The organism is Novosphingobium sp. HII-3 (genome assembly GCF_002916655.1).
Classification (GTDB): domain Bacteria; phylum Pseudomonadota; class Alphaproteobacteria; order Sphingomonadales; family Sphingomonadaceae; genus Novosphingobium; species Novosphingobium panipatense.
The window spans coordinates 124,515-146,606 of sequence record NZ_PPSM01000014.1 but is presented as its reverse complement, the minus strand read 5'-3'; the positions used below and the strand labels follow the sequence as shown (position 1 = coordinate 146,606).

Below are 22,092 nucleotides of genomic sequence, written 5' to 3'. Positions count from 1 at the left end.
AAGAAACGATTTCAGCGGCTCCAGCCGGACTCTTGCAGAGCCGCCGGGCGGCCCCCTACCGCCTGCGACGAAGCTCCACCACGAAGATCACGAAAGCCGTCGCCGCGAAGAAGAACCATTGCATCGCATAGGACAAGTGGTTGTTGGGGAGCTCCGAGGGATCCGGAAGGGCGTTGGCTTCAAGTCCGCCGACCGATGGTATCGCCACCAGCCGCGGCCCCGGGGCGATGACCCCGGTTACGTGCCCGCCCCGCCATTCACCCCGGTCGAGCTGGCGGGACCAGCCAAGCACGACCAGCGCCGAGCCCCCGCCGGGCAGCGCACATCGGGCGGTCTGCGCCAGCCCGGGTTCTCCCGAGGCGTTGCGACCGGCGATGCTGCTGCGGTTCGTCACCGAATGGCAGGTCAGCCAAGCGCGCCGGTAGAGCAGCTCCGGCCCCACGCCCACCGCCGTCCAGTGAACCAGTGCCGGGTTGGACTGCGCAGCCGCATACTGCGCCAGCAGTGCTTCCTTCTCATGCATGCGGCGCAACTGCCAGAAGCCCAGCGCGATCATGGTCACCACTGCGGCGAGCACAACGAGCGTGGCAATGATGGGAATGCGGCGCATAGGCGTTTCCTGATGCGAAAAGGGCAGCCGAAGCGTGTCCGGCTGCCCTTTTCGGATGTCGTGGCGGGACGATCAGTGCGTGGGATAGCCCCAGCCACCCCAGACGTAGACAGCGACGAAAAGGAACAGCCACACCACGTCGACGAAGTGCCAGTACCACGCCGCAGCTTCGAAGCCGAAGTGCTGGCGCGGCGTGAAATCGCCGTTGTAGGTACGCTTGAGGCAGACGATCAGCATGATCGTGCCGACAATCACGTGGAACCCGTGGAACCCCGTCGCCATGTAGAAGGCGGAACTGTAGGTGTTGCCGCCAAAGCCGAACGGCGCGTGCATGTACTCGTACGCCTGAATGAACGAGAAGAGCACGCCCAGCAGAATCGTCGCCCACAGGCCTTTCTTCAGGCCATCCCGATCCCCGTGGATCAGCGAGTGATGCGCCCAGGTGACCGTGGTGCCGGAACACAGCAGGATCAAAGTGTTGAGCAGCGGCAGCGCAAACGGGTCCATGACGGCTTCGATAGCCTTGGGGGGCCACTGGCCGCCGATGGTCTCAGCAAGTTCCGAGGGAAACAACGAGAAGTCGAAAAACGCCCAGAACCAGCCGACGAAGAACATCACCTCCGAGGCGATGAAAAGGATCATGCCGTAGCGCTGGTGGAGCTGCACGACCGGGGTGTGGTCGCCCGCATGCGCCTCCTTGACGATTTTCGAGAACCACATGAACATCGCGGCGATCAGCAGCGCGAAACCGGCCCAGGGCACGAAGCTGCCGCCCGGCATGTCGTGCATGAACAGGACCATGCCCGAGGTGAACACGAAGGCGCCGACCGTCGTCGCCAGCGGCGCGATGTCAGGCGGAAGGATATGGTAATCGTGGTGCTTCGTGCCTGCCATGCTGCCTTCGTCCCCGTTCATCCAGTCTCAATTGCCGCCTGCCGCCCCTTGCATCCGGGCAAGGCATTGTACGCGCAGGCGCTTCCCGTGTCGGCCTTAACCGCCAGTTCCTGCTTGGTCCAGAGCCTTTCCACCGGCGTCGCCGTCACTTACCGACGTCACGTGGAAGGTGTAGCTCAGGGTGATCTGCTCGACGTCTTTGTTGTTCACATCGTTCAGGATCGCCGGATCGATGTAATAGAGAACCGGCATGCGCACTTCTTCGCCCGGTTTTAGCGTCTGCTCCGTGAAGCAGAAGCACTGCACCTTGTTGAAATACCGCGCCGCCTGTTCCGGTTCGACGTTGAAACTTGCCGTGCCGACGATGGTCTTGTCTGAGGTGTTCTTCGCCCAGAACAGCGCCATGTCGCGCCCGCCGATCGTCACCGTGTCCGTGCGCTGCAGCGGCTTGAACTCCCAGGGCATCCCCCGCTCGACGTTGGCATCGAAGCGCACGGACATCGTCCGGCCGCTATCCTGAACCGTGGCGGCCCTCGCCTCGTCGACGCGTTGGGTGGTGCCACCGAAACCCGTCACCTGACAGAAGATGCGGTACAGCGGAACTGATGCGAACCCCAGTCCAAGCATCGCCACGGCAGCCGAGGCCGCCATCAGCGCAACCTTGCGGTTGCTCGAAGCCCTGCCCGCGCTCATCAGCCCATCTTTGCGATCGATATGAAGAACACGAGGATCACGAAGCCGGCAAGGCTCAGTGCCAGCACGCGGTTGCGGCTGCGACGGATCTGCTCGAAAGTCTGCTGGTCCTTGGGTTCCGACATGGTCCTGTCCGTCAAAGCGCTTGAATCAAAGAGGGATGTAGCGGTCAACGACCAGCGCGGCAAACAGGGCGAAGAGGTAAAGCACGGAGTACGCGAACAGTCGCTTTTCCGGCTTCATGGCGTCATCCTCGCCACTGCGTTCGCGCAGGCCCACACGGATCGAGAGCACAAGAAAGATGCTCGAGAGGGCGAGCGCCGACACCCCGTAGATCGCGCCGGCATGCTCGTCGCCAGGCAGCCACCACGGGAGAGCGCTCAGCGGAAGGAGGAGCACAGCGTAGGCGAGGATCTGGCGGCGAGTGGCGCGTTCCCCCGCCACGACCGGCATCATCGGGATGCCGACCTTGGCGTAGTCCGTCTTGACGAAGAGCGCGAGCGCCCAGAAGTGCGGCGGTGTCCAGAAGAAGATGATGGCGAACAGCACGACCGGCATGGGTGTGATCTGTCCGGTCGCGGCAATCCAGCCGATCAACGGCGGGAAGGCGCCCGCCCCGCCCCCGATGACAATGTTCTGCGGCGTACGCGGTTTGAGCCAGATCGTATAGACCACCGCGTAGTAGACGATCGATATCGCCAGGATCGCCGCGGCAAGCCAGCTGATCGCAAAGCCCATCAGGAACACGGATGCGGCGCAAAGCACGCCCGCGAAATCCCGGGCCGTCGTCCGGTCGAGCCGTCCCTGGGGCAGCGGCCGCTTGGCGGTGCGCTTCATGCCCGCGTCGAGATCCGCTTCCCACCACTGGTTCAGCGCCGCCGCGCCGCCCGCGCCCATGGCGATGCACAGGATCGCCGTGAACCCGAGAACCGGGTGGATGGTCTGCGGCGCGGCGAGAAGGCCGCACAGGCCGGTGAAAATCACCAGGCTCATCACCCGTGGCTTCGTCAGCGCGATGAGATCGCGCCAGTCGGCGGGCATGGGCGTGGCGGCAGATGAGGGACTCGTCGGATTCATGATCATCGCTCTTACACCCGCGTCCGCCTGAAAAGCGAGGGGGCCGGATGCAAGCAATCCAGGGCTGCCCGCGCGAGTGGCCCTGGATTGCTGGTTCAGGCTTGGCGGGAGGCCTTGCCGATCAGTGGTGCGCCGTCTCGCCGATGACCGGGAGGGTTTCGAACTGGTGGAACGGCGGCGGGCTGGACAGCGTCCACTCGAGAGTGGTGGCGCCTTCGCCCCAGTAGTTGTCTGCTGCGCGCTTTCCGGCGGTGAACGCGTAGATGATGTTGATGAACCAGACCACAAGGCTGGCCGCCATCACCATGTAGCCGATCGTCGCGACGTGGTTCCACTGGGTATAGGCGTCCGCGTAGTCGGGATAGCGGCGCGGCATACCCTGCAGGCCCAGGAAGTGCATCGGGAAGAAGATCATGTTCACGCCCACGAAGAACACCCAGAAGTGGACGTGCGACAGGAACTCCGAATGCATGCGACCGCTCATCTTCGGGAACCAGTAGTAGAACCCTGCGAAGAGCGCGGTGACGGCGCCGAGCGACAGCACGTAGTGGAAGTGCGCCACCACGTAGTAGGTGTCGTGCAGCACGTCGTCGACACCGCCGTTGGCGAGCACGACGCCGGTGACGCCGCCTACGGTGAAGAGGAAGATGAAGCCGATCGCCCAGACCATCGGCGACTTGAACTCGATCGAACCGCCCCACATGGTCGCGATCCACGAGAAGATCTTCACGCCGGTCGGCACAGCGATGACCATGGTCGCGGCGGTGAAGTACATCTTCGTGTTTACCGACAGTCCGGTCGCATACATGTGGTGGGCCCACACGATGAACCCGACCACGCCGATCGCGACCATGGCATAGGCCATGCCGAGGTAACCGAACACCGGCTTCTTCGAGAAGGTGGAGACGATCTGCGAGATGATGCCGAAGCCCGGCAGGATCATGATGTACACTTCGGGGTGGCCGAAGAACCAGAACAGGTGCTGGTACAGGACTGGATCGCCGCCGCCCGACGCATCGAAGAACGTGGTGCCGAAGTTGCGGTCGGTCAGCAGCATGGTGATCGCCGCAGCAAGTACCGGGAGCGACAGCAGCAGCAGGAACGCCGTGACCAGCACCGACCAGACGAACAGCGGCATCTTGTGCAGGGTCATGCCCGGCGCGCGCATGTTGAGGATGGTGGTGATGAAGTTGATGGCGCCAGTGATCGAACCCGCACCGGCGAGGTGCAGGGCGAAGATACCGAAGTCAACCGCTGGCCCGGGCGAACCCGAGGTGGAGAGCGGGGCGTAGACCGTCCACCCGGTGCCGGCGCCATTGCCCGTGCCGCCCGGAACGAAAGCCGAGAACAGCAGCGAGATGAAGCCGAAGAACGTCAGCCAGAACGAGACGTTGTTCATGCGCGGGAACGCCATGTCCGGCGCACCGATCATGAGCGGCACGAACCAGTTGCCGAACCCACCGATGATGGCCGGCATCACCATGAAAAACACCATGATGAGACCATGGGCAGTGATCAGAACGTTCCACGTATGCAGGGTGGAGTTGAAGTCCGGGTTCACGGCACCGAACCACGTGGCGAACGTATCGAGATACTGGATGCCCGGTTCGGCAAGTTCGACGCGCATCATGCCGGAGAAGAGACCACCGACAATCCCCGCGAAGATCGCGAAGATGAGGTACATCGTGCCGATGTCCTTGTGGTTGGTCGACATGAACCAGCGCGCGAAGAAGGCCGGCTTGTGATCGTGGTCGTGGTGACTGTGGTCTTCCGGATGCGCCTGGAAGTGGTCAGCGGTGGTTGCCATGGTTCGGGACCCTGTCCTCTAATTCGCTATTATTCGGCTTCGGCGGTCGCATCGACCACGGGGGCTTCGGAGGCATCCGCCGTGGGAACGGGGGCTGCCGTAGCCGGAGCCGGCTTGTCCTGGCCGTCGATTTCGCCGCCGGCATGCGTGAGGACCCAGGCGTTGTACTTGTCGCGCGGAAGAGCTTCGATGGCGATCGGCATATAGGCATGCTTCACGCCGCACAGCTCGGAACACTGGCCGTAGTAGACGCCCGGCTTCTCGATCACGAGCACCTTCTCGTTGATGCGACCGGGCACCGCGTCCAGCTTGAACCAGAGGGAGGGAATGGCGAACGAGTGGATGACGTCTGCGGCGGTGATCTGCAGGCGAATCGGTTCACCCACCGGCACCACCATGCGGTTGTCCACTTCGAGTTGCGAAGGGCCGTCCCAAGGCTGCGAGCCCACTTCGCGCACGCCGTTGTTGATGACAGGCGCGTCCGGCACGTTCAGCATGTTCGAGATGACTTCAAAGTCACCGTTGTCAGGGTAGCCGTAGGTCCAGAACCACTGATTGCCCGTGACCTTGATGGTCAGCGCATCCTTGGGAGCGGGCTTGTACTGCTTCGCGATGAGGTCGATCGAAGGAACGGCGATGCCGACCAGGATGAGCACCGGCAGCAGCGTCCACACCACTTCGAGAAGCGTGTTATGGCTCGTCTTGGAGGCAATGGGATTGGAGCGGCGGTTGAAGCGCACGGCCACGATCACCAGCAGAAGCAGGACGAACAGGGTGATGAGGCCGATCACCCAGAGCAGCCCGTGGTGAATGGCATGGCCGTATTCACCCACCTTGGAGAACTGTTCCTGCAGACCGATGCCGCCATCGACCGGCATGCCGATCCCCGGCGTGGGTGCCATGGGCGTGTAGCTGCCCGCGCCGGACGCCTGCGCCGCGCCATTGGCGGCGCCGGTAGCCAAAGCGGACGGAGCGGCAGGCGCTTCCTGCGCGAAAGCCGGCAATGCAGTGGTCAGAGCAGCGGCGAGGGAGAGAGCGAGCGACGAGACCGCCCTTCCCAAGCCGAACGAAGTCTTGCCGGATGTCATGGTTTTTTGCGCTTCCACTTCCTTCGAACGCGCGGACCGTATCGACCGCTCTCGCGCGCACCCCTGTTATGAAGGCGTTCTGCCCCCTTTGGGCGGGGCTATACGCGGCCTTGCCGCCCGTCTCAAGCGCCTCTAGGGGAATTTTTGCCGTAACGCGCAGGCGAACTGCGCGACATCGCTCGAAAAACGCTCCAGAGGTAAGTCATCCATGCTCGAAGAAGAGGTCCTCGCCGAATTTCGCGCCAGCAAGGCGCTGTTGGAAGGGCACTTCCTGCTCTCGTCCGGTCGCCACAGCGCGCATTATCTTCAGTGCGCGCGTGTCCTGATGAACCCGGATCGTGCCGCTCGTCTTGCCGTGGCCATCGCCGCCAAGTTGCCGCACGATATTCGCAAGCAGATCACCAAGGTCGTCTCACCCGCAATGGGCGGCGTCATCATCGGCCAGGAAATGGGTCGTGCGCTGCAGGTTGACGCGATGTTCGTCGAACGCCCCACCGGCACCTTCGAGCTGCGCCGCGGTTTTTCGCTCGAGCCGGGCGACAAGGTGCTCATGGTCGAGGACGTGGTGACCACCGGCCTTTCCAGCCGCGAAGCCATCAAGGCCATCGAGGAGGCCGGTGGCATCGTGATCGCGGCGGCTTCGCTGGTCGATCGCTCGGCCGGAGCGGTCGATCTCGGCGTGCCGTTCTTCCCGCTCGTGGCGCTCAACTTCCCGACCTATGCTCCGGACGAACTGCCGCCCGAACTCGCCGCCACGCCAGCCGTGAAGCCGGGCAGCCGCGCCCAGTAACGAACCGATGGGATAAGCCAATGAACGTCCACAACCCCGCGCGCCTGCGCCTCGGCGTCAACATCGACCACGTCGCGACGATCCGCAACGCGCGGGGCGGCGAGCATCCCGATCCGGCGCGTGCGGCGCAGATCGTGGCGGCTGCCGGCGGGGACGGGATCACCGTGCACCTGCGGGAGGATCGGCGGCATATCCGCGACGAGGACCTGCAGCGCGTGGCGGACGCCACCGGGTTGCCCATCAACCTCGAGATGGCCGCGACCGACGAGATGCTCGATATCGCCCTGCGGCATCGCCCGCACGCCGCCTGCATCGTGCCCGAACGGCGCGAGGAGCGCACGACCGAGGGCGGACTTGACGCGGCGGGTCAGCACAACCGGCTGGCGCCCATCGTCGGCCGCCTGTCCGATGCAGGGATCCGCGTCAGCCTGTTCATCGCGCCGGAGCCGCGTCAGATCGAGGCCGCCATGAAGCTCGGCGCACCGGTGGTGGAATTCCACACGGGCGAGTACGCGCACGCGCAAGGCGAGCAGGTAGCGCACGAGTTGCGGCGCATCGTCGACATGGCCGCGCTCGCGGCCAAGAACGGGATCGAGCCTCACGCCGGGCATGGCCTGACCTACGACAATGTGCAGCCCATCGCCGCCATACCGCAACTGGCGGAACTGAACATCGGCCACTACCTCATCGGCGAAGCGATCTTCACCGGCCTGGAGGCCAGCGTGAAGAAGATGCGCGCGTTGATGGACGAGGTACGGTGATGAAGGCGCGAGCGCGGGCAACGGCATGATCATCGGTCTCGGCTCCGATCTGTGCAACATCGAGCGCATCCAGAACTCGCTCGACCGTTATGGCGAGCGGTTCCTCAACCGCGTGTTCACGCAGACGGAGCGGGCGAAGGCCGCGCGCCGTCCGCATACGGTCGCCGGGACGCTCGCCAAGCGGTTCGCGGCCAAGGAAGCCTTTTCCAAGGCGGTCGGCACGGGATTCAAGGCGGGCGTGTTCATGAAGGACATCGGTGTCGTCAACGCGCCCTCCGGTGCTCCGACTCTTGCGCTCACGGGCGGAGCCCGGGCCCGGCTCGAGGCGATGGTTCCCCGCGGGCACGAGGTGGTGGTGCATTTGACCCTCACCGATGATCACCCCTGGGCGCAGGCGTTCGTGGTGCTCGAAGCGCGCCCGCTTCCTTGATTACATTCAACTCTCACGCGAGTTTTCTCTCCGACATGACGGAACAGACCGCCCGGACGGACAAGCATCCGGCCAACCAGGGCACCGTTGAAGCGAACCAGCCGCAGGCCCGGGCGACGCACTGGCTGCAGGAACTGCGCGGCCTTGCCCTCATGCTGCTGGGCGTACTGGCCTTCCACTCTCTGGTCGCCAAGCCGTTCTACATCCCCTCGATCTCGATGATGCCAGGACTTCTGGTCGGGGATCGGCTGGTCGTGTCGAAGTATCCCTACGGCTGGAACTGGTCCTCACTGAGCTTTCACCTGCTCCCCCGCTCGGCCACGCGCATCCTCGGCAAGGTGCCGGAATACGGCGACATCGTGATCGTGGTTCCGCGCAACCGGAACGCTGACCTCATCAAGCGCGTGGTCGCCCGCCCGGGAGACCGCATCGCCGTGATCGACGGACGTATCCGCCTCAACGGCCGCTTCATCCCTCGCGAGATCGAGCCGCCGGTGCAGATCGCCGCCGACGATCACCTGACCTGCGAGGGGCAGGAGCCCGGCCATTGCTACGACGGCTTCGAGCAGTACCGAACCCGCTTGCCCTCCGGGCACGAGGTCTACGAGCTGCCCACCTACCGAGAAACGCTCCCGAACGGCGCCAGCTACCAGACCATCGACTACATCGACCAGCGCCTCGACAACTATCCTGAAACGATCGTCCCGGAAGGTCATGTCTTCCTGATGGGAGACGACCGGGATCGCTCCGCCGACAGCCGGGCGCCTTTCTACACCAACAGCCGCGGGCAACCCGATGGCGGCCTGGGCGGACCGGTCCCGCTGTCGGACATTGGTGGGCGGGCGGAGTTCATCACGTTCTCGCTCGACGGTTCGCAGAGCTGGAACCCGCTCTCCTGGTGGTCGGCGCTTCGTGAAGGGCGAGCCTTCACAAGCCTGCGGCCCCGGACGGACGCGGCAAAGGCGTACTGACCCCATGGCGCGCAAGTTCCTCTACCTGATCGCGGGTCTAACCGTAGCGGTTCTGGCGCTGATGCTGGCCTTGTGGTTCTGGTCCGACGACCTGACTGAGATGGCCTTCGTGCCGACCACGTCCTTCGCTGAGCAGCAGGCACTGCCGCCCGAAGCCTGGGAGAACCCGTCCATGTGGGTCGCCCGGCCCGGCAAGAAGGACGATCCGTCACGCTGGCTGCCCCCGGGGTTCGCGGCTCCCGAAGCCAGGCTGCCCGTGGCGGTGTTTTTCCTGCATCCGACGAGCTACATAGCGCGGGACGCCTGGAACGCCTCGCTGGATGACGGCGCAAGCCGAGAGCGGGCCGACCTCTTCGTGCAGGGCATAGCGAGCCCGTTCAACACAGCGGAGGCGGTATGGGCCCCGCGCTATCGCCAGGCGGCGGTCGGTGCCTTCCTGACCGCCAAGCCAGAGGCAGGACAGGCGATCGACCTCGCCTATGCGGACGTGCTGGCATCCTTCAAAATCTTCACATGGCACCTGCGGCCGGGGCAGCCCATCGCCCTTGCCGGTCACAGCCAGGGTGCCTTCCTCCTCCGCCGGCTCATGCGCGATCGCGTGGCGGGCAAGCCGCTCGCTGAGCGGCTGGTCGGCGCCTGGGTGATCGGCTGGCCCGTGTCGCTGACCCATGACCTGCCGCGCATGGGCGTGCCGGCATGCACGCGGGCCGACCAGCCCGGCTGCATAGTGAGCTGGCTTTCGGTCGCCGATCCTGCCGAAACGGGAATGTTGCTCAAGGCCTATGCCCGCCGCACCGGACTCGACGGCCAGCCGGTCGGCGGCAGCGCGTTCCTTTGCACCAATCCGTTGAACGGCACGCCCGGTTCCAGCGCGGGCGCAGCATCGAACCTGGGAACGCTCGTCCCCGATTTCGAGGCGCGAACCGGCAAGCTCGTTCCCAAGGCCGTGCCCGCAAGCTGCGGTGCCGACGATTTCCTGCACATCGGTCCGCCACCCAAACTCGAGCTTGGCGCTTACGTGCTTCCCGGAAACAACTACCACCTCTATGATATGACCCTGTTCTGGGCCAATCTGAGGGCTGACTTCGAAAGGCGAACCCAAGCGTGGCTGGCGAAGCAGAAGTGATCATCACCACCAGCGCGCTCGCCTTTCGCGACGCCCTGCCCGACGCAGGCACGCTGCTGGGGCTGGACCTTGGAACGCAGACCATCGGCACCGCCTTCTGCGATGCCGGCTGGCGCTTCGCCTCTCCCGGCAAGACAATCAAGCGCGGCAAGTTCGGCGCGGACAAGGCCCTGCTCGAAGCCCTGATCCGCGAACGCTCGATCCGGGGCGTCGTCATTGGATTGCCGCTCAACATGGACGGCTCAGAAGGTCCCCGCGCACAGTCGAGCCGTGCGTACGCGCGCAATCTGGGCGTGCTGAACCTGCCGATCCTCTTGTGGGACGAGCGCTGGTCCACCACCGGCGCGGAGCGCGGCCTGATCGAACAGGACATGAGCCGCGCCAAGCGGGCCACGCGGATCGATTCGGCTGCGGCCGCAGTGATCCTGCAGGGCGCGATCGACGCTCTGGCCGGTGGAATGTTCTGAAAAGCGCCTAGAGCGGGCGCCGCAGGATAACCGTCAATGCACGCGATGAAGCGGGAGGTGCCCCTTCGGCTAGACTGCGGCGGACGGCGTCGGCACGCACGCGATCAAGAATTTGCGCTCCGATGTCTTCGTCATGCAGCACCACGTCCGCCGTGCCGAGGAGCCGCGCCTCACGAAGGGTGAGATCGTCCGGATCCTCGCTGCGCAGGCGGATTTCCACACTGCCGCCGCCCGTCGCGCGGGCACCCGCGAGCCACTGTTGCACGCGTGACGCGCCGCTCTCCGCCAGGGGATCGAGCACCCCTCCGGTGGCAAGCGCATCATCAATGGCGCGCCGTCGGGCAACCGCATCGGGGAAGCGTTCCCGCAGCGCCGCCCGCGCGCCTCTCAGCCCGGTCGCGAGAGATCCGAGCGACTGAGGGAGCAAGACCTCCAGGCGCAGGCGCAGCTGCTTCGCGAGCCCGGCCGATGCGCCGCCGGTTCCCACCGCCACCAGCACGGGGGAGCGGTCGAGAATGGAAGGAATGGTGAAGTCGCACAGGGCCGGTCGATCCGTCGCGTTCACCAGCATTCCGGCCCGGCGCGCCCGGTTCGCATCCGCCTGCGCCGAGGCATCGTCCTCGTGTGCGACGAAGGCGAGCCGCGCCCCTTGCGCCTCGCCGTCCTCGATCGTGGTCAGGACGAGCGCCCCGGCCCGCTCCACCAGCCGCCGCTTGGCCTCGGCGGCGTCCCCGTCACCCAGCACGACCACCGGCTTCCCGGCGATCCGATGAAAGAGGGGCAGCGCGTCGATCATGCGCGAGACGGCGGCAGCGGCAGCGGCATCAGGCGAGCCAGTCCGGCACCTGCTCGGCCGCCAGAATGGTGGCGGGATCGATGCGGTTCGCAACGATCGCCCACTTGTCACCGTCGACCATCACCTCGGGCACCAGCGCACGGCTGTTGTAGGTGTTCGCCATCGTCGCACCATAGGCGCCTGCCGTCCGAAATACGGCAAGATCCCCCGCCTTCACGGCGTCGATCGTGCGTCCCATTGCAAAGGTGTCGGAGCTTTCACAGATCGGGCCGACGATGTTGGCCGTCATGCTTTCCCCGCTGGGCTGCACGGCCGCAAAGTCGTGCCAGGCGTCGTACATGGCAGGCCGCGCAAGATCATTCATCGCCGCGTCCACCACCACCCACGGGGCGTTCGTGCCCTGCTTGACGCGCACGACTTCGGTGACGAGCACGCCCGAGTTGCCGGTGATCACCCGGCCAGGCTCGAACATCAGCGTTACGCCCCAGTCGGCGGCCACCTCGGCGACCATGCGGCCGTAGTCGGCCGGTGTCGGCAGGGCATCACCCGCCTTGTACGGCACGCCAAGGCCACCGCCCAGGTCCATGTGCGTGACCGAGAGGCCGTCTGCGCGCAGCGCTTCCATCAGCGCCCCCATCTTGATGAAGGCCTGACGGGAGGGTTCGAGATCGCTGATCTGGCTGCCGATGTGAACGGCAAGTCCGCGCATCTCCAGGCCGGGCAGGGCCGAGAGCCGCGCGTAAATGCCCGGCGCGCGATCATAGGCGATGCCGAACTTGTTCTCCGCCTTGCCGGTGGAGATCTTGGCGTGGGTGCGCGCATCCACGTCCGGGTTGACGCGCAGCGTGCAGGTGGCCCTGCGGCCCAGTTCGAGCGCGATCCCGGAGAGTTCGACGCCCTCCTCCTCGCTTTCCAGGTTGAACTGCCCGATCCCGGCGCGCACAGCCGCCGCAAGTTCGGAGCGGGTCTTGCCGACGCCGGAGAAGACGATATCCTCCGCCCTCATCCCGGCCGCCAGCGCGCGGTTCATCTCGCCTTCGGAGACGACGTCAGCGCCATAGCCTTCGGAAGCGAGCAGGCGCAGGACGGCGAGGTTCGGGTTGGACTTGACCGCAAACGCGATGTGCACCGCCGGAAGTGCGGACAGCGCCTCCCGGAAGACGCGTGCGTGGCGTGACAGGGTCGCGCGGGAATAGACGTAGACCGGCGTACCCACTTCGCGGGCGATGGCGGACAGAGGCACCTGTTCGGCGTGGAGTTCGCCGGCGACGTATTCGAAGTGATCCATGGAAAGGCTTACTCGGGCTGGGGCGCTTCGGGCGGCGGCAGGTCAAAAGGATCGTCCTGCCGCTCCTCCGAGCGGGTGCGCAGTTCGACGCTGCGCTCGGGAATGGCGATGGTGGGTGTCGTGAGCAGTTCCGTGGCCCCGGGTTTGTCCGCACGCCCATAAGGCGCCGGCGGCAACTGCTGCCCCGGTTTCAGGCCGAGCGCCGAGCGTTGCCCGCACGCGGCGAGGCTCAGAAGCATCACGGCGATCACGACCTTCTTCATCGAATTACTCCAGACCGAGGGCGGCGCGGGCTTCGGCCACCCGCAGGCGCACCTGATCGGGCGCGGTCCCGCCGTGCGACTTGCGGGCGGCGACCGAAGCCTCGACCGACAGCGCCTTGAATACGCGGTCGTCGATGCGGTTGTCGATGGCCTGGAGATCCTCCAGCGGCAGCGCGTCGAGCGCGATCCCGCGCTGCTCCGCCAGCTTGACCGCAGCGCCGGTGATGTGGTGCGCTTCACGGAAGGGGATGTCGCCTTCGCGCACCAGCCAGTCGGCAAGGTCGGTCGCGGTCGCGTAGCCCAGTTCGGCGGCAGCGCGCATCCGTTCGGTGCGGAAGCGGGTGTCGGCGACCATCCCCGTCATCGCCGCGATGGAGAGCGCCAGCAGGCCGGACGCTTCGAACACCGGCGGCTTGTCATCCTGCATGTCCTTCGAATAGGCGAGCGGCAGGCCTTTCATCGTCATCATCAGCGACATGAGGCAACCGGAAATGCGGCCCGCATGGCCGCGGACCAGTTCGGCCGCATCCGGGTTCTTCTTCTGCGGCATGATGGAACTGCCGGTCGAAAGCGCATCCGGCAGGGCGACGAAGCCGAAGGGCTGGCTCGCCCAGATGATGAACTCCTCCGCCAGGCGCGACAGGTGCAGTGCGCACTGGCTGGCTGCCATCAGGTAATCGAGCGCGAAGTCCCGGTCCGACACCGAATCGAGGCTGTTGTCCGTCGGCCCGTCGAAACCGAGCGCCTGGGCGGTCATTTCGCGGTCGATCGGGAAACCGGTCCCGGCCAGCGCCGCGGAGCCAAGCGGGCTGCGGTTCATGCGCGTGCGGGCATCGGCAAAGCGCGAACGGTCACGCCCGATCATCTCGTAATAGGCCATCAGGTGATGGCCGAGAGTGACTGGCTGGGCAGTCTGCAGGTGCGTGAAGCCCGGCATGATCGAATCGGCGTGTTCGGCCGCACGGGTGACGAGCGCCACCTGTAGCGCTTCAAGCCCGGCATCGGCCTGATCCATGGCGTCCCGCACCCAGAGACGGAAATCCGTCGCCACCTGGTCGTTGCGCGAGCGTGCCGTGTGGAGGCGTCCCGCGGCAGGCCCGATGAGCTCTGCAAGGCGCGACTCGGTGGTCATGTGGATGTCCTCGAGGTCCCAGTCCTCGGGCACGCCGTTCGCCTCGTACTCCGCGCCAACAGCGTCGAGGCCGTCGCGGATCGCCACCGCATCGGCATCCGAAACGATGTCGCAGGCGGCCAACATGGCGACATGCGCTTTGCTCGCCGCGATGTCCTGCCGCCACAATGCCTTGTCGAAGGGGATCGAGGCATTTATCTCGCGCATGATCGCAGACGGTCCTTCCGCGAACCGTCCGCCCCACATAGCATTGGAGCTGCCCGTCTTGTCTTCCCGTTCGCTCAAGTCGCTGTTCCTGTATTCGCTCGTCGGGGCATCGGCCCTCATGATCGCCGGCTGCGATAGTAAAGGCGGCAAGGACGCGCAACCGCAGGCTTCTCAAGAAGCGAGCAGGGGCGCACCGGCAACGGTGCCGGAGACCGATGGCAAGCTCGACCGATCCCACAAGGGCGAGCCGATGCCGACGGTCAGCCTTGTCGACAACACGGGCGAAAGCCTGGAGCTTTCGTCGTTCAAGGGCAAGCCGCTGCTCATCAACCTGTGGGCGACCTGGTGCGCGCCCTGCATCGCCGAAATGCCCACGCTCAACGCGTTGATCGGCCGCGAGGCCGAACTTGGCATTACCGTCCTGCCGATTTCGCAGGACATGGGACAGACGGACAAGGTCGTTGAGATCCTGCGGAGGCGTGAACTGGAGCAGATCCAGCCCTGGGTCGACGAACAGGGGGATCTCGGCTTCCAGTACGGAGGTAACCTGCCCGTCACGGTTCTGTTCGATGCGCAGGGCAAGGAAGTCTGGCGCTACACCGGGGGGAACGACTGGTCCTCGCCCGCAGCGCTCAAGCTCATCGCCGAAGCCCGGTAACGGCCGCCTCCTGGGAAGGACCGGCTCGGACAACGATCGCGAGCGGCTGCAACCGCGATGCGGCGCTATGCCACCTCTGCATCGCCGATGGGTATGGCTGCGCTTCTGCGCGCCGAAGAAAAGGCCGCGCGGTCAATCACCTTGCGGGGGGCTGATGGTGCCCACCTGCGACCCGACGGCCGGGTAGCCGGGCGGCGTCTCCTGGGTCAGCCAGATGAGCCGGCCGTGCGCCGCGCCCGGATCGAGGGCAAAGCGTGTGCTCACCTCACCGATCAGCGGCAAGCCCCGGCTCTCCAGCCACGCGGCGGCCGCCGCCGCGTCGCGCACCTTGAATACAAGATGGCAGATCCCCTTCACCTGTGCCGCGTGCTCCGCGATGGCCGAGCCGGGCGAGCCCGCAATCGCCTCCAGAACCGTGTCGCCCATGGCGAAAGCCGTGCAGCACCCCTCCGGGAGTTCCCGCGTCCCGAGTTCCGGCCACTCCAGACGTTCTGCGAAAAGCGCCCGGGCCTCGGTCTCGGAGGGCGTGCTGACGCCGACGGCCTGAAGCCCCTCGATGCCAAGCGGGTGATCCGCAGCCGGGCGCCAGTGAGGAGCCCGGCGCGGATCGTTGGGCATGTCCTGCCGCACGATCTCCAGCCGGACACCCAGCGCCTGCCCGCGCGGTACCAGGAAGTAGTGCGTCTCCATTCCCGGATCGTAGTGGCGCTTGAAGCCGCGAGCGGCGAACCAGGCATCCGCCTCCGCAAGATCGCTCACCTTGAGCGCCAGTCCGATCCAGCGCATGGGTGCGGCGGACCGGCGGAGCATATCACCCAGAGGTGAACCTTCCCGAGCGCCGCCCCCGGCCGGGGCGATGGGAATGACCATGGTGTCGCCGATGAGCATCAGCGACTCCTCCCGATCGAAACCGTACGACTCCGTCTCGGGCGTGATCAGCATCTCGTAGACGGTCCGCGCCCCGAAGATATCCCTGAAGAAGGCGTCACAGGCAGGACGACCGGCGTTGTCCGCCAGCGCCCAGCTGACATGGACGAGGGGAAACTGCACGTCAGTAGGTCCTTGGCGCACCCGTTCCCATGAACCTCGCCAGGTTCATATGCAGCGAGGCGACGGAACGCTCCATATAGGGGTTGGGCTGTCCGCCCCGGAAGCCGACGTTCTTCATTCCCTGCTGCACCGCCGCCATGTTCGCAAAGTCCTGCTGAAGCACCGGCGGCCAGTCCTGCGGTTCGGTATACTCCCACTCCGTTGCGGGCGCTTCGCCTTCGGGCCACAATTCGTAGACCGCCGCCTCGAAGATGCACTTGTCCGGATCCGTGCCGTAAGGACGTGCCTGGTAGCACAGCATGTTGTTGACGGCGTGACCGATCTGGAAGTTCGGAAAAATCTGCCAGGCGGTGCCAGCCTGCGCCGTATGGGCCGGGTCGACCTGCGCCCAGACGACACCGCGTGCCTCGTCCTCGGCGCGGGCGGTCTGCAGCCAGTACTTCGAAACGTCCGCGGCGGGGGTGCCCTCGGGCAATTCGTCCTTCAGGCGGTTGGCGACGCTTACCAGCGTCATCGTGGTGTTGGTATTGGCATTCGCCCAGGTGAAGTTTTGCATTTCCGCCGTGGTCGCGCGCGGATCCTCACCGGTCCCGAGGCGGAGCTTGCCGGAATCCTCCTCCTGTCCCTTGGGCGCGTCATAGCCGATGTTGGAATGCAGGCCCTGATTGCGCGCCCAGCCCCGGAACTGGCCGAAATCCATGAACTCGGGATGCGTGGTGGAGACGTGGTAGGTTTCGCAGAACGCCTCCATCGCCACCTTCCAGTTGCATTCAAAGATCACCCACTTGCGCCACCGGGGGCGCATGTTCTCCAGCCCGTACGGGTCGAGCATCGCGGCTGCCGGGTTGAGGTATTCCGCCAGCGGCCCTGCCTCCGCATCGAGGTTGATCCAGATCCAGCCGCCCCAGGTGTCGACGCGAACACTGCCAAGGTCGGCCAGCCCACCGCACAGGTGTCCCTGCCAGTCCTCCTGATGTTCCACATAGGTGTTCGCGCCATCGAGGCCGAACGTCCAGCCGTGATAGCCGCAGATGAAGTTCTTGCGAGTACCGCGCGCATTGCGCTTGCCTGCAGGAACGTCCACCAGCTTGCGGCCCCGGTGCGGGCAGACATTATGGAAGGCGCGTATCTCCTGAGCAGAGGCGCGCACGATGATGACCGAATCGTGGACGATGTCGAAGGTGATGTAGTCACCGACTTCGGGTATATCCTCCAGACGCCCGGCCTGGAGCCAGACCTTGCGCCAGAGCCGGTCAACCTCGGCGCGGGCGTAGTCCGGCGAGATATACGCCTCTGCCGGGACGTTCACGGGAGCGACCAAGTCTTCGGGCGCCTGAACGATCTTGCCGATTTCGCCCATGGGTATCCTCATCTTGCTTGTGCGATTTTCCGCTCGTTATCTCACTATCAGAACGGAGGCGCAAATCGCCGGAGCGGTTAGCGGACCCGGCCGTGCGTCAGTGTCCCACCGTTGAGGTGCGAGGCAGCGTGCCGATCGCCACGCTGCTCGCCGCCATGAAGGCCATCGCGAGCCAGAGGAACCCGGCGTAGCTTCCCGTCCGGTCGTACACCTGCGCGGCGGCGAGAGGCCCGATGGCCGTGCCGATCGACAAGGCGGCCAGCAGCCCTCCGTAAAGGCCGCCGAAGTTCTTCAGGCCAAAGTGGCGGGTGAGCAGGTAGACCACAACGTCGATCTCCGCCCCCAAGGTGAGCCCGATCAAGGCTGAAGCGAACCCCATCGCCACGAACGAGCCTGCGCCCAAGAGAAGAAGCAGGCAGCCGAGCACCGGCAGCAGGAACACCGCTGCCCCGACGAGAGAGGCCGGCAGACGGTCCAGCAACGCGCCGGTGCCAAGCCGGCCCGCAAGCGAGAACCAGCCGACGAAGGAGGCGATGCCTGCCGCCAGCATCGGCGATGCGCCCGAGTCGCCCAGGATCGCCGTGAAGTGCACCACCAGCGCAATGACCGTGAAGGTGAAGAGCAGGCTGGCGATGAAAAGGCGATGGTAGACGTTGGAAGTCAGCCCTTCCCGCAACGTGGCGCCCGGCAGGTCCGCTGGCCTTGTCCCTGCGTCTTCCACCTTCTGCATGCGCCCCTTGTCGTAGCGGCCGTGGAAGAACAGGAAGATCACCGGGAACGACACGGCGAGCCAGATCAGCGCCTGGACCGGGAATGCCCCGCGCCAGCCGAAGCTGCCGATCAGCCACATTGCCATGAGCGGAAAAACGCCAGCCGCTATAGACGCCCCGCACAGGGTAACCGCGAAGGCCATGCCGCGCGAGGCGGTGAAACGCGAAGCGACCGCGCTTGTCCAGACCGAGGCCTGCACGGGCAGCGCGGCAAGGGCGACCAGCCCCCACAAGAGATACCAGTTCAGAAGCGAACCGTCGGCCGTCCCCAGCAACGCGAAAGCGATCCCAAGCAGCGCCAGCCCCGCCACGCCGAACCGTCGGGGGCCGAAGCGATCCACGGCAAGACCGATGAAGACGCCGCCCACAGCCTGCACAAGCGTTGCCAGCGTCAGGCCAAAGGTCACCTCGGTGCGGCTCCAGCCGAATTCCTGTGCGACAGGACCGTAGAAGGGGCCGATGCCATAAATGTGAATGACGCTGGTTGCGTACCCCAGCCCCGCCGCCACCGGGAGGAAGGGGTAGGCGCGCCATTCGTCGCGAGCAGTGGGAGTTGCGACGGGTACGGCGGCAGAAGGCGCGTGCATCGTCACCCTTCCCCCGCCGCCGGCGGATCAATCTTCATAGCGCAGGTCCACGCAGGTCTTCTCACCGTTCGGTCCCATGGGGGAATCGTACTCTTCGATCACGGAGACGACGGGATTGTCGTGACTTGCAAAGAGCCGCGCCTCGTCCTCCTTCACGAATTCCAGTCGCGACGGGTCGGAAATGATGGCTTGGCTGCGCTCGAAATCTTCGCGGCTGTACCACCAGATCTCCATCAGGCAATCGTACCCCGGATCGATGACCTGTCCCGTCACCGGGTTCTTCTCGGGCTTGAGATAGCGGCGCACGTAACGGCGCGCGCCAGGGATCGAAGGCGCCCTGCCCTGTCGCTTGGACAGCTGCGAGTGCTGGTTCTCATAATAATCGAGGAACGCTTCCATGGTCATGTCGGAGCGTTTGCGGAAGAAGCAGATCTGCTTGAACATCGGCTGGCTCCTTGGCCTAGAGGCGCCGCAGCGCGATGACGCTGCCCTCTGCATCGGCGGAAAGATAGACGGTGCCGTCCGGAGCCACGGCAACGCCGCAGAACGTGTTCATCGGCCCGCACATGTCCCCGACGCCGCCAAGCTGTACCAGCTGTGTCCCCTGCGGACCGCCAATCGGAAGATCACTCGCCACCGTTTCCCGCGTACCGCCGGACAGATCGCAGGCGACAAGCGCATTGGCCCCGGGATCGACGACGAAGAGCGTGCCCCCCGCGATCGCCAAACCCTCGGGCCGGGCAAGCCCGTCGAGCACCGTTTCCGCACGGCTGCCGACCAGCTTGACGACACGTCCCGCCCCGCTTTCCGCTACGACCACCGTACCGTCGGCGGCAGTGGCCACACCCATGGGGCGATCGAGCCCGGCCGCCAGTTCCGAAACCGCGGCCCCTTCGATGGCGTGGACCTTTCCGGTCCCGAACTCAGCGAAGACGATGCCCTTCTCGCTCATTGCAATCCCCATCAGGCGGTCATGCCCGCTCGACAGGACTTCCATCTCGGTGGCAGCAGGCTTCCAGCGGGCCACATCCCCGTTGGCGGTGGTCACGATCCACTCGTCCGGCCCGCTCGCCGCAACGTCGCGCACCCAGCCCGGAAAGCCGGGAGAGAACAGCATGCCCGCAAGTTGCAGCGGTTCGCCAGGGCGGAGGAGGTAGGTGAAACCGCCATCCGCCACGAGGACGTGTCCATTGCTGTCCACGGCCAGGCCCAGCGGCCACTGCAGGCCCTTTTCCACCAGAGCACGGGTCTGCCCTGACCCGATAATTTCCGTGATGGAGCCGTTGATGTGGCTGACGAACGTGCGCCCGTCCACGAAGGCAACGTTGTCCAGCCCCGGGCCGATATCGGCCAGCACCGACTTGTCACCGGTGCGGGGGTCGATCTTCAGGACCTGCCCGGAATAGACCTGGGTTGAAACGATGTAGCCGTCCGGGTGGAACTTCACCGAGTCCGGAACCCCAAGGTCGCGTGCGACGACCTCAGGCTCCCCGCCATCAAGCGAGATGCGCCAGATCTCGTTGGCGCCTTGTGCGGGGAAATAGAGCTTGCCGTCGGGCCCCACTTCGAAAGCGTTGGCCATCGGCACACCCTCGAAGATCACACGCGGAGCGCCTCCGTTCCGGTCCAGTTCGAGGATGCGTCCGCCCATCCGCAGTTCACCGGCTATGAGGCGGTTCTGATGGTACGTGATCGGGTTGGCCACCGGTACGTCGCCGTGAATGACCTTGTACTCCCCGGATGGCGTCATCATCGAGACTCGCCCTTCCGTGATCTCGGTGCAGTAGAGGTTGCCAGCCTCATCGAAAGCAAGGTCGTCTGGCCCGATGATGCCCCCACCATTGGGCGAGATCGTCTCGATCGCGCCGGTATTGACGTCGACAGCGCTGACCTTGCTGCCCGCGACCTGCGCCACGTAGATGCGCCCATCCGCACCTGTACGGATGCCGTTGGCACCGTTGAGGCGGCTGGCGGGCGTCATGCGGTGGAGCCCCCATCCCTCTCCGGGCGTGGCGGTGATCGCATTGGCGTTTCGACCCGCAGCTTCGAGCATGTATACATCCCTCTCCGCCGGCCTGTGAAGCCGGTCGATCCAGGGTTCAACGGTAGAGCCCGATCGCCCCGCGCGCAACGCGATGACGAACAGCCCCTATGCCATCGCTCCGGCGACGTGCCCGCCGTTGCCAAGAAAGGTCGTGGGCGCATATTCGTGGCTGGGCACAGCCAACACGCCATGGCCGAAAATCCCCACTCGCACGGAAAAACCGTCGCTTCAGGGGAGTGTTCATGCCTGCCCGAAGAAGGAACCCTGCCAATGTCCGATGGTGAACTGCGTTTCGACGGCCGGGTGGCCGTCATCACCGGAGCCGGACGCGGCCTTGGCCGTTCCTATGCTCTCCTGCTGGCCAAGCGCGGATGCAAGGTGGTGGTCAACGACCTGGGCGGCGCGATCCGTGGCGATGGACCGGATACAAGCGTTGCCCAGCAGGTCGTGGACGAAATCATCGCGGCCGGGGGCGAAGCGATCGCCAATGCCGATACAGTGGCGACACCCGAAGGCGGCCGCGCGATTGTTCAGGCCGCGATCGACACCTGGGGACGTATCGATGTGCTGATCCACAACGCGGGCAACGTGCGGTACGGCTCCATCCGCGATGTGTCCTACGAGGACTTCCGCGCCGTCGTGGACGTGCACCTGCTCGGCGCCTTCCATGTCGTCCAGGCGGCCTTCGGCCCGATGTGCGATGCGGGGTTCGGCCGAATCGTCCTGACCAGCTCAGTCGGCGGCCTCTACGGAAACGCCAACTGCGTGAATTACGGCATGTCCAAGGCCGGGATGGTCGGCCTCAACGCCATCGCTGCGCTGGAGGGTGAGCCGTTCAACGTGCGGTGCAACGTCATAGTGCCGGGCGCCGTCACCCGCATGGCCGAAGGGCTCGACATCTCGCAGTACCCCCCGATGGAGCCGGAACTCGTCGCTCCCGTCGTGGGATGGCTGGCGCACGAGAGTTGCCCGGTCACAGGCGAACTGATCGCGTCCATGGCGGGCCGGGTGGCACGCATGTTCGTTGCTGAAACCAGGGGTGTCTATCAGCCGAACTGGACGATTGAGGACGTGGCGAAAGCGTCACCGGCCTTCCATGACGCTGCGGAAGTGCTCGACTTCGGGCTTCACGGGCATGTGGACCACATCACGTACAGCTTCGCCATGGCGCGTTCTGACGCCTAATAGGCAACACTGTTGACAACTATAGTGGTGAGATCCAC

The 22,092-nt window shown here is 65.3% G+C and carries 24 protein-coding genes; 8 read left to right on the top strand and 16 right to left on the bottom strand.

Going from position 1 to position 22,092, the window contains the following annotated elements; all coding sequences use genetic code 11:
- Positions 1-55: 55 nt before the first annotated feature.
- From C2R25_RS04540 to coxB, 7 genes are all read right to left on the bottom strand, one after another.
- Positions 56-610: an SURF1 family cytochrome oxidase biogenesis protein gene (locus C2R25_RS04540; protein WP_103728044.1), complete on the bottom strand. Its 555-nt coding sequence runs from the start codon at positions 608-610 to the stop codon at positions 56-58.
- Between the two features lie 72 nt (positions 611-682).
- Positions 683-1,504 carry a cytochrome c oxidase subunit 3 gene (locus C2R25_RS04535; protein WP_103728576.1) on the bottom strand — a complete coding sequence of 274 codons (822 nt, stop codon included), beginning with the start codon at positions 1,502-1,504 and terminating at the stop codon, positions 683-685.
- Between the two features lie 96 nt (positions 1,505-1,600).
- Complete coding sequence (locus C2R25_RS04530) at positions 1,601-2,197, bottom strand: cytochrome c oxidase assembly protein (RefSeq protein ID WP_103728043.1); 597 nt, start codon at positions 2,195-2,197, stop codon at positions 1,601-1,603.
- Positions 2,197-2,322: a hypothetical protein gene (locus C2R25_RS21135; protein WP_255400403.1), complete on the bottom strand. Its 126-nt coding sequence runs from the start codon at positions 2,320-2,322 to the stop codon at positions 2,197-2,199. The genes C2R25_RS04530 and C2R25_RS21135 overlap by 1 nt, the downstream gene beginning before the upstream one ends.
- A 25-nt stretch (positions 2,323-2,347) precedes the next feature.
- On the bottom strand, positions 2,348-3,274 hold the full coding sequence (locus C2R25_RS04525) for a heme o synthase (RefSeq protein ID WP_103728575.1): 927 nt from the start codon (positions 3,272-3,274) through the stop codon (positions 2,348-2,350).
- A 121-nt stretch (positions 3,275-3,395) separates the two neighbouring features.
- Positions 3,396-5,081, bottom strand: coding sequence for a cytochrome c oxidase subunit I (gene ctaD / locus C2R25_RS04520; protein WP_103728042.1), 1,686 nt, complete (start codon positions 5,079-5,081; stop codon positions 3,396-3,398).
- A 29-nt stretch (positions 5,082-5,110) separates the two neighbouring features.
- Positions 5,111-6,169: a cytochrome c oxidase subunit II gene (coxB, locus tag C2R25_RS04515; RefSeq protein WP_103728041.1), complete on the bottom strand. Its 1,059-nt coding sequence runs from the start codon at positions 6,167-6,169 to the stop codon at positions 5,111-5,113.
- A 208-nt stretch (positions 6,170-6,377) separates the two neighbouring features.
- Here coxB and pyrE point away from each other — a divergent pair, with 208 nt between their 5' ends.
- Genes pyrE through ruvX form a run of 6 tightly spaced genes read left to right on the top strand, consistent with a single transcriptional unit; the run spans position 6,378 to position 10,714 of the window.
- Positions 6,378-6,959: an orotate phosphoribosyltransferase gene (gene pyrE, locus C2R25_RS04510; RefSeq protein ID WP_103728040.1), complete on the top strand. Its 582-nt coding sequence runs from the start codon at positions 6,378-6,380 to the stop codon at positions 6,957-6,959.
- A 20-nt stretch (positions 6,960-6,979) separates the two neighbouring features.
- Positions 6,980-7,720, top strand: a complete 741-nt coding sequence (locus C2R25_RS04505; protein ID WP_103728039.1) for a pyridoxine 5'-phosphate synthase — start codon at positions 6,980-6,982, stop codon at positions 7,718-7,720.
- 25 nt (positions 7,721-7,745) lie between these two features.
- The gene (acpS, locus tag C2R25_RS04500; RefSeq protein WP_103728038.1) at positions 7,746-8,150 is read left to right on the top strand and encodes a holo-ACP synthase; all 405 of its coding nucleotides are present in this window, start codon (positions 7,746-7,748) and stop codon (positions 8,148-8,150) included.
- A gap of 35 nt (positions 8,151-8,185) precedes the next feature.
- Complete coding sequence (gene lepB, locus C2R25_RS04495; RefSeq protein WP_103728037.1) at positions 8,186-9,121, top strand: signal peptidase I; 936 nt, start codon at positions 8,186-8,188, stop codon at positions 9,119-9,121.
- 4 nt (positions 9,122-9,125) lie between these two features.
- Positions 9,126-10,247, top strand: coding sequence for a DUF3089 domain-containing protein (locus C2R25_RS04490; protein WP_103728036.1), 1,122 nt, complete (start codon positions 9,126-9,128; stop codon positions 10,245-10,247).
- Positions 10,247-10,714, top strand: coding sequence for a Holliday junction resolvase RuvX (gene ruvX / locus C2R25_RS04485; protein ID WP_103728574.1), 468 nt, complete (start codon positions 10,247-10,249; stop codon positions 10,712-10,714). The genes C2R25_RS04490 and ruvX overlap by 1 nt, the downstream gene beginning before the upstream one ends.
- 7 nt (positions 10,715-10,721) lie before the next feature.
- On the opposite strand, the gene C2R25_RS04480 is transcribed toward ruvX, so the two are convergent.
- Genes C2R25_RS04480 through argH form a run of 4 tightly spaced genes read right to left on the bottom strand, consistent with a single transcriptional unit; the run spans position 10,722 to position 14,439 of the window.
- The gene (locus C2R25_RS04480; protein WP_103728035.1) at positions 10,722-11,510 is read right to left on the bottom strand and encodes a bifunctional precorrin-2 dehydrogenase/sirohydrochlorin ferrochelatase; all 789 of its coding nucleotides are present in this window, start codon (positions 11,508-11,510) and stop codon (positions 10,722-10,724) included.
- A 28-nt stretch (positions 11,511-11,538) separates the two neighbouring features.
- Complete coding sequence (gene lysA, locus C2R25_RS04475) at positions 11,539-12,798, bottom strand: diaminopimelate decarboxylase (protein WP_103728034.1); 1,260 nt, start codon at positions 12,796-12,798, stop codon at positions 11,539-11,541.
- 8 nt (positions 12,799-12,806) lie between these two features.
- A complete protein-coding gene (locus C2R25_RS04470; protein ID WP_103728033.1) occupies positions 12,807-13,061 on the bottom strand; it encodes a hypothetical protein in 255 nt (84 codons plus the stop codon).
- Between the two features lie 4 nt (positions 13,062-13,065).
- On the bottom strand, positions 13,066-14,439 hold the full coding sequence (argH, locus tag C2R25_RS04465; RefSeq protein WP_103728032.1) for an argininosuccinate lyase: 1,374 nt from the start codon (positions 14,437-14,439) through the stop codon (positions 13,066-13,068).
- A gap of 19 nt (positions 14,440-14,458) precedes the next feature.
- On the opposite strand from argH, the gene C2R25_RS04460 reads away from it, so the two are divergent.
- A complete protein-coding gene (locus C2R25_RS04460) occupies positions 14,459-15,058 on the top strand; it encodes a TlpA disulfide reductase family protein (RefSeq protein ID WP_233203762.1) in 600 nt (199 codons plus the stop codon).
- A 132-nt stretch (positions 15,059-15,190) separates the two neighbouring features.
- On the opposite strand, the gene C2R25_RS04455 is transcribed toward C2R25_RS04460, so the two are convergent.
- The 5 genes from C2R25_RS04455 to C2R25_RS04435 all read right to left on the bottom strand — a co-directional run bounded on the left by C2R25_RS04455 (position 15,191) and on the right by C2R25_RS04435 (position 20,878).
- The gene (locus C2R25_RS04455) at positions 15,191-16,108 is read right to left on the bottom strand and encodes a glyoxalase (RefSeq protein WP_103728030.1); all 918 of its coding nucleotides are present in this window, start codon (positions 16,106-16,108) and stop codon (positions 15,191-15,193) included.
- 1 nt (position 16,109) lies between these two features.
- Positions 16,110-17,468, bottom strand: a complete 1,359-nt coding sequence (locus C2R25_RS04450; protein ID WP_103728029.1) for an aromatic ring-hydroxylating dioxygenase subunit alpha — start codon at positions 17,466-17,468, stop codon at positions 16,110-16,112.
- Between the two features lie 97 nt (positions 17,469-17,565).
- Positions 17,566-18,825: an MFS transporter gene (locus C2R25_RS04445; protein WP_103728028.1), complete on the bottom strand. Its 1,260-nt coding sequence runs from the start codon at positions 18,823-18,825 to the stop codon at positions 17,566-17,568.
- A gap of 27 nt (positions 18,826-18,852) precedes the next feature.
- Positions 18,853-19,269 (bottom strand): EthD domain-containing protein, encoded by a 417-nt coding sequence (locus C2R25_RS04440; protein WP_103728027.1) that lies wholly within the window; start codon positions 19,267-19,269, stop codon positions 18,853-18,855.
- 16 nt (positions 19,270-19,285) lie between these two features.
- The gene (locus C2R25_RS04435) at positions 19,286-20,878 is read right to left on the bottom strand and encodes an SMP-30/gluconolactonase/LRE family protein (protein ID WP_103728026.1); all 1,593 of its coding nucleotides are present in this window, start codon (positions 20,876-20,878) and stop codon (positions 19,286-19,288) included.
- Between the two features lie 261 nt (positions 20,879-21,139).
- On the opposite strand from C2R25_RS04435, the gene C2R25_RS04430 reads away from it, so the two are divergent.
- Positions 21,140-22,054: an SDR family NAD(P)-dependent oxidoreductase gene (locus tag C2R25_RS04430; protein ID WP_103728025.1), complete on the top strand. Its 915-nt coding sequence runs from the start codon at positions 21,140-21,142 to the stop codon at positions 22,052-22,054.
- Positions 22,055-22,092 lie beyond the last annotated feature (38 nt).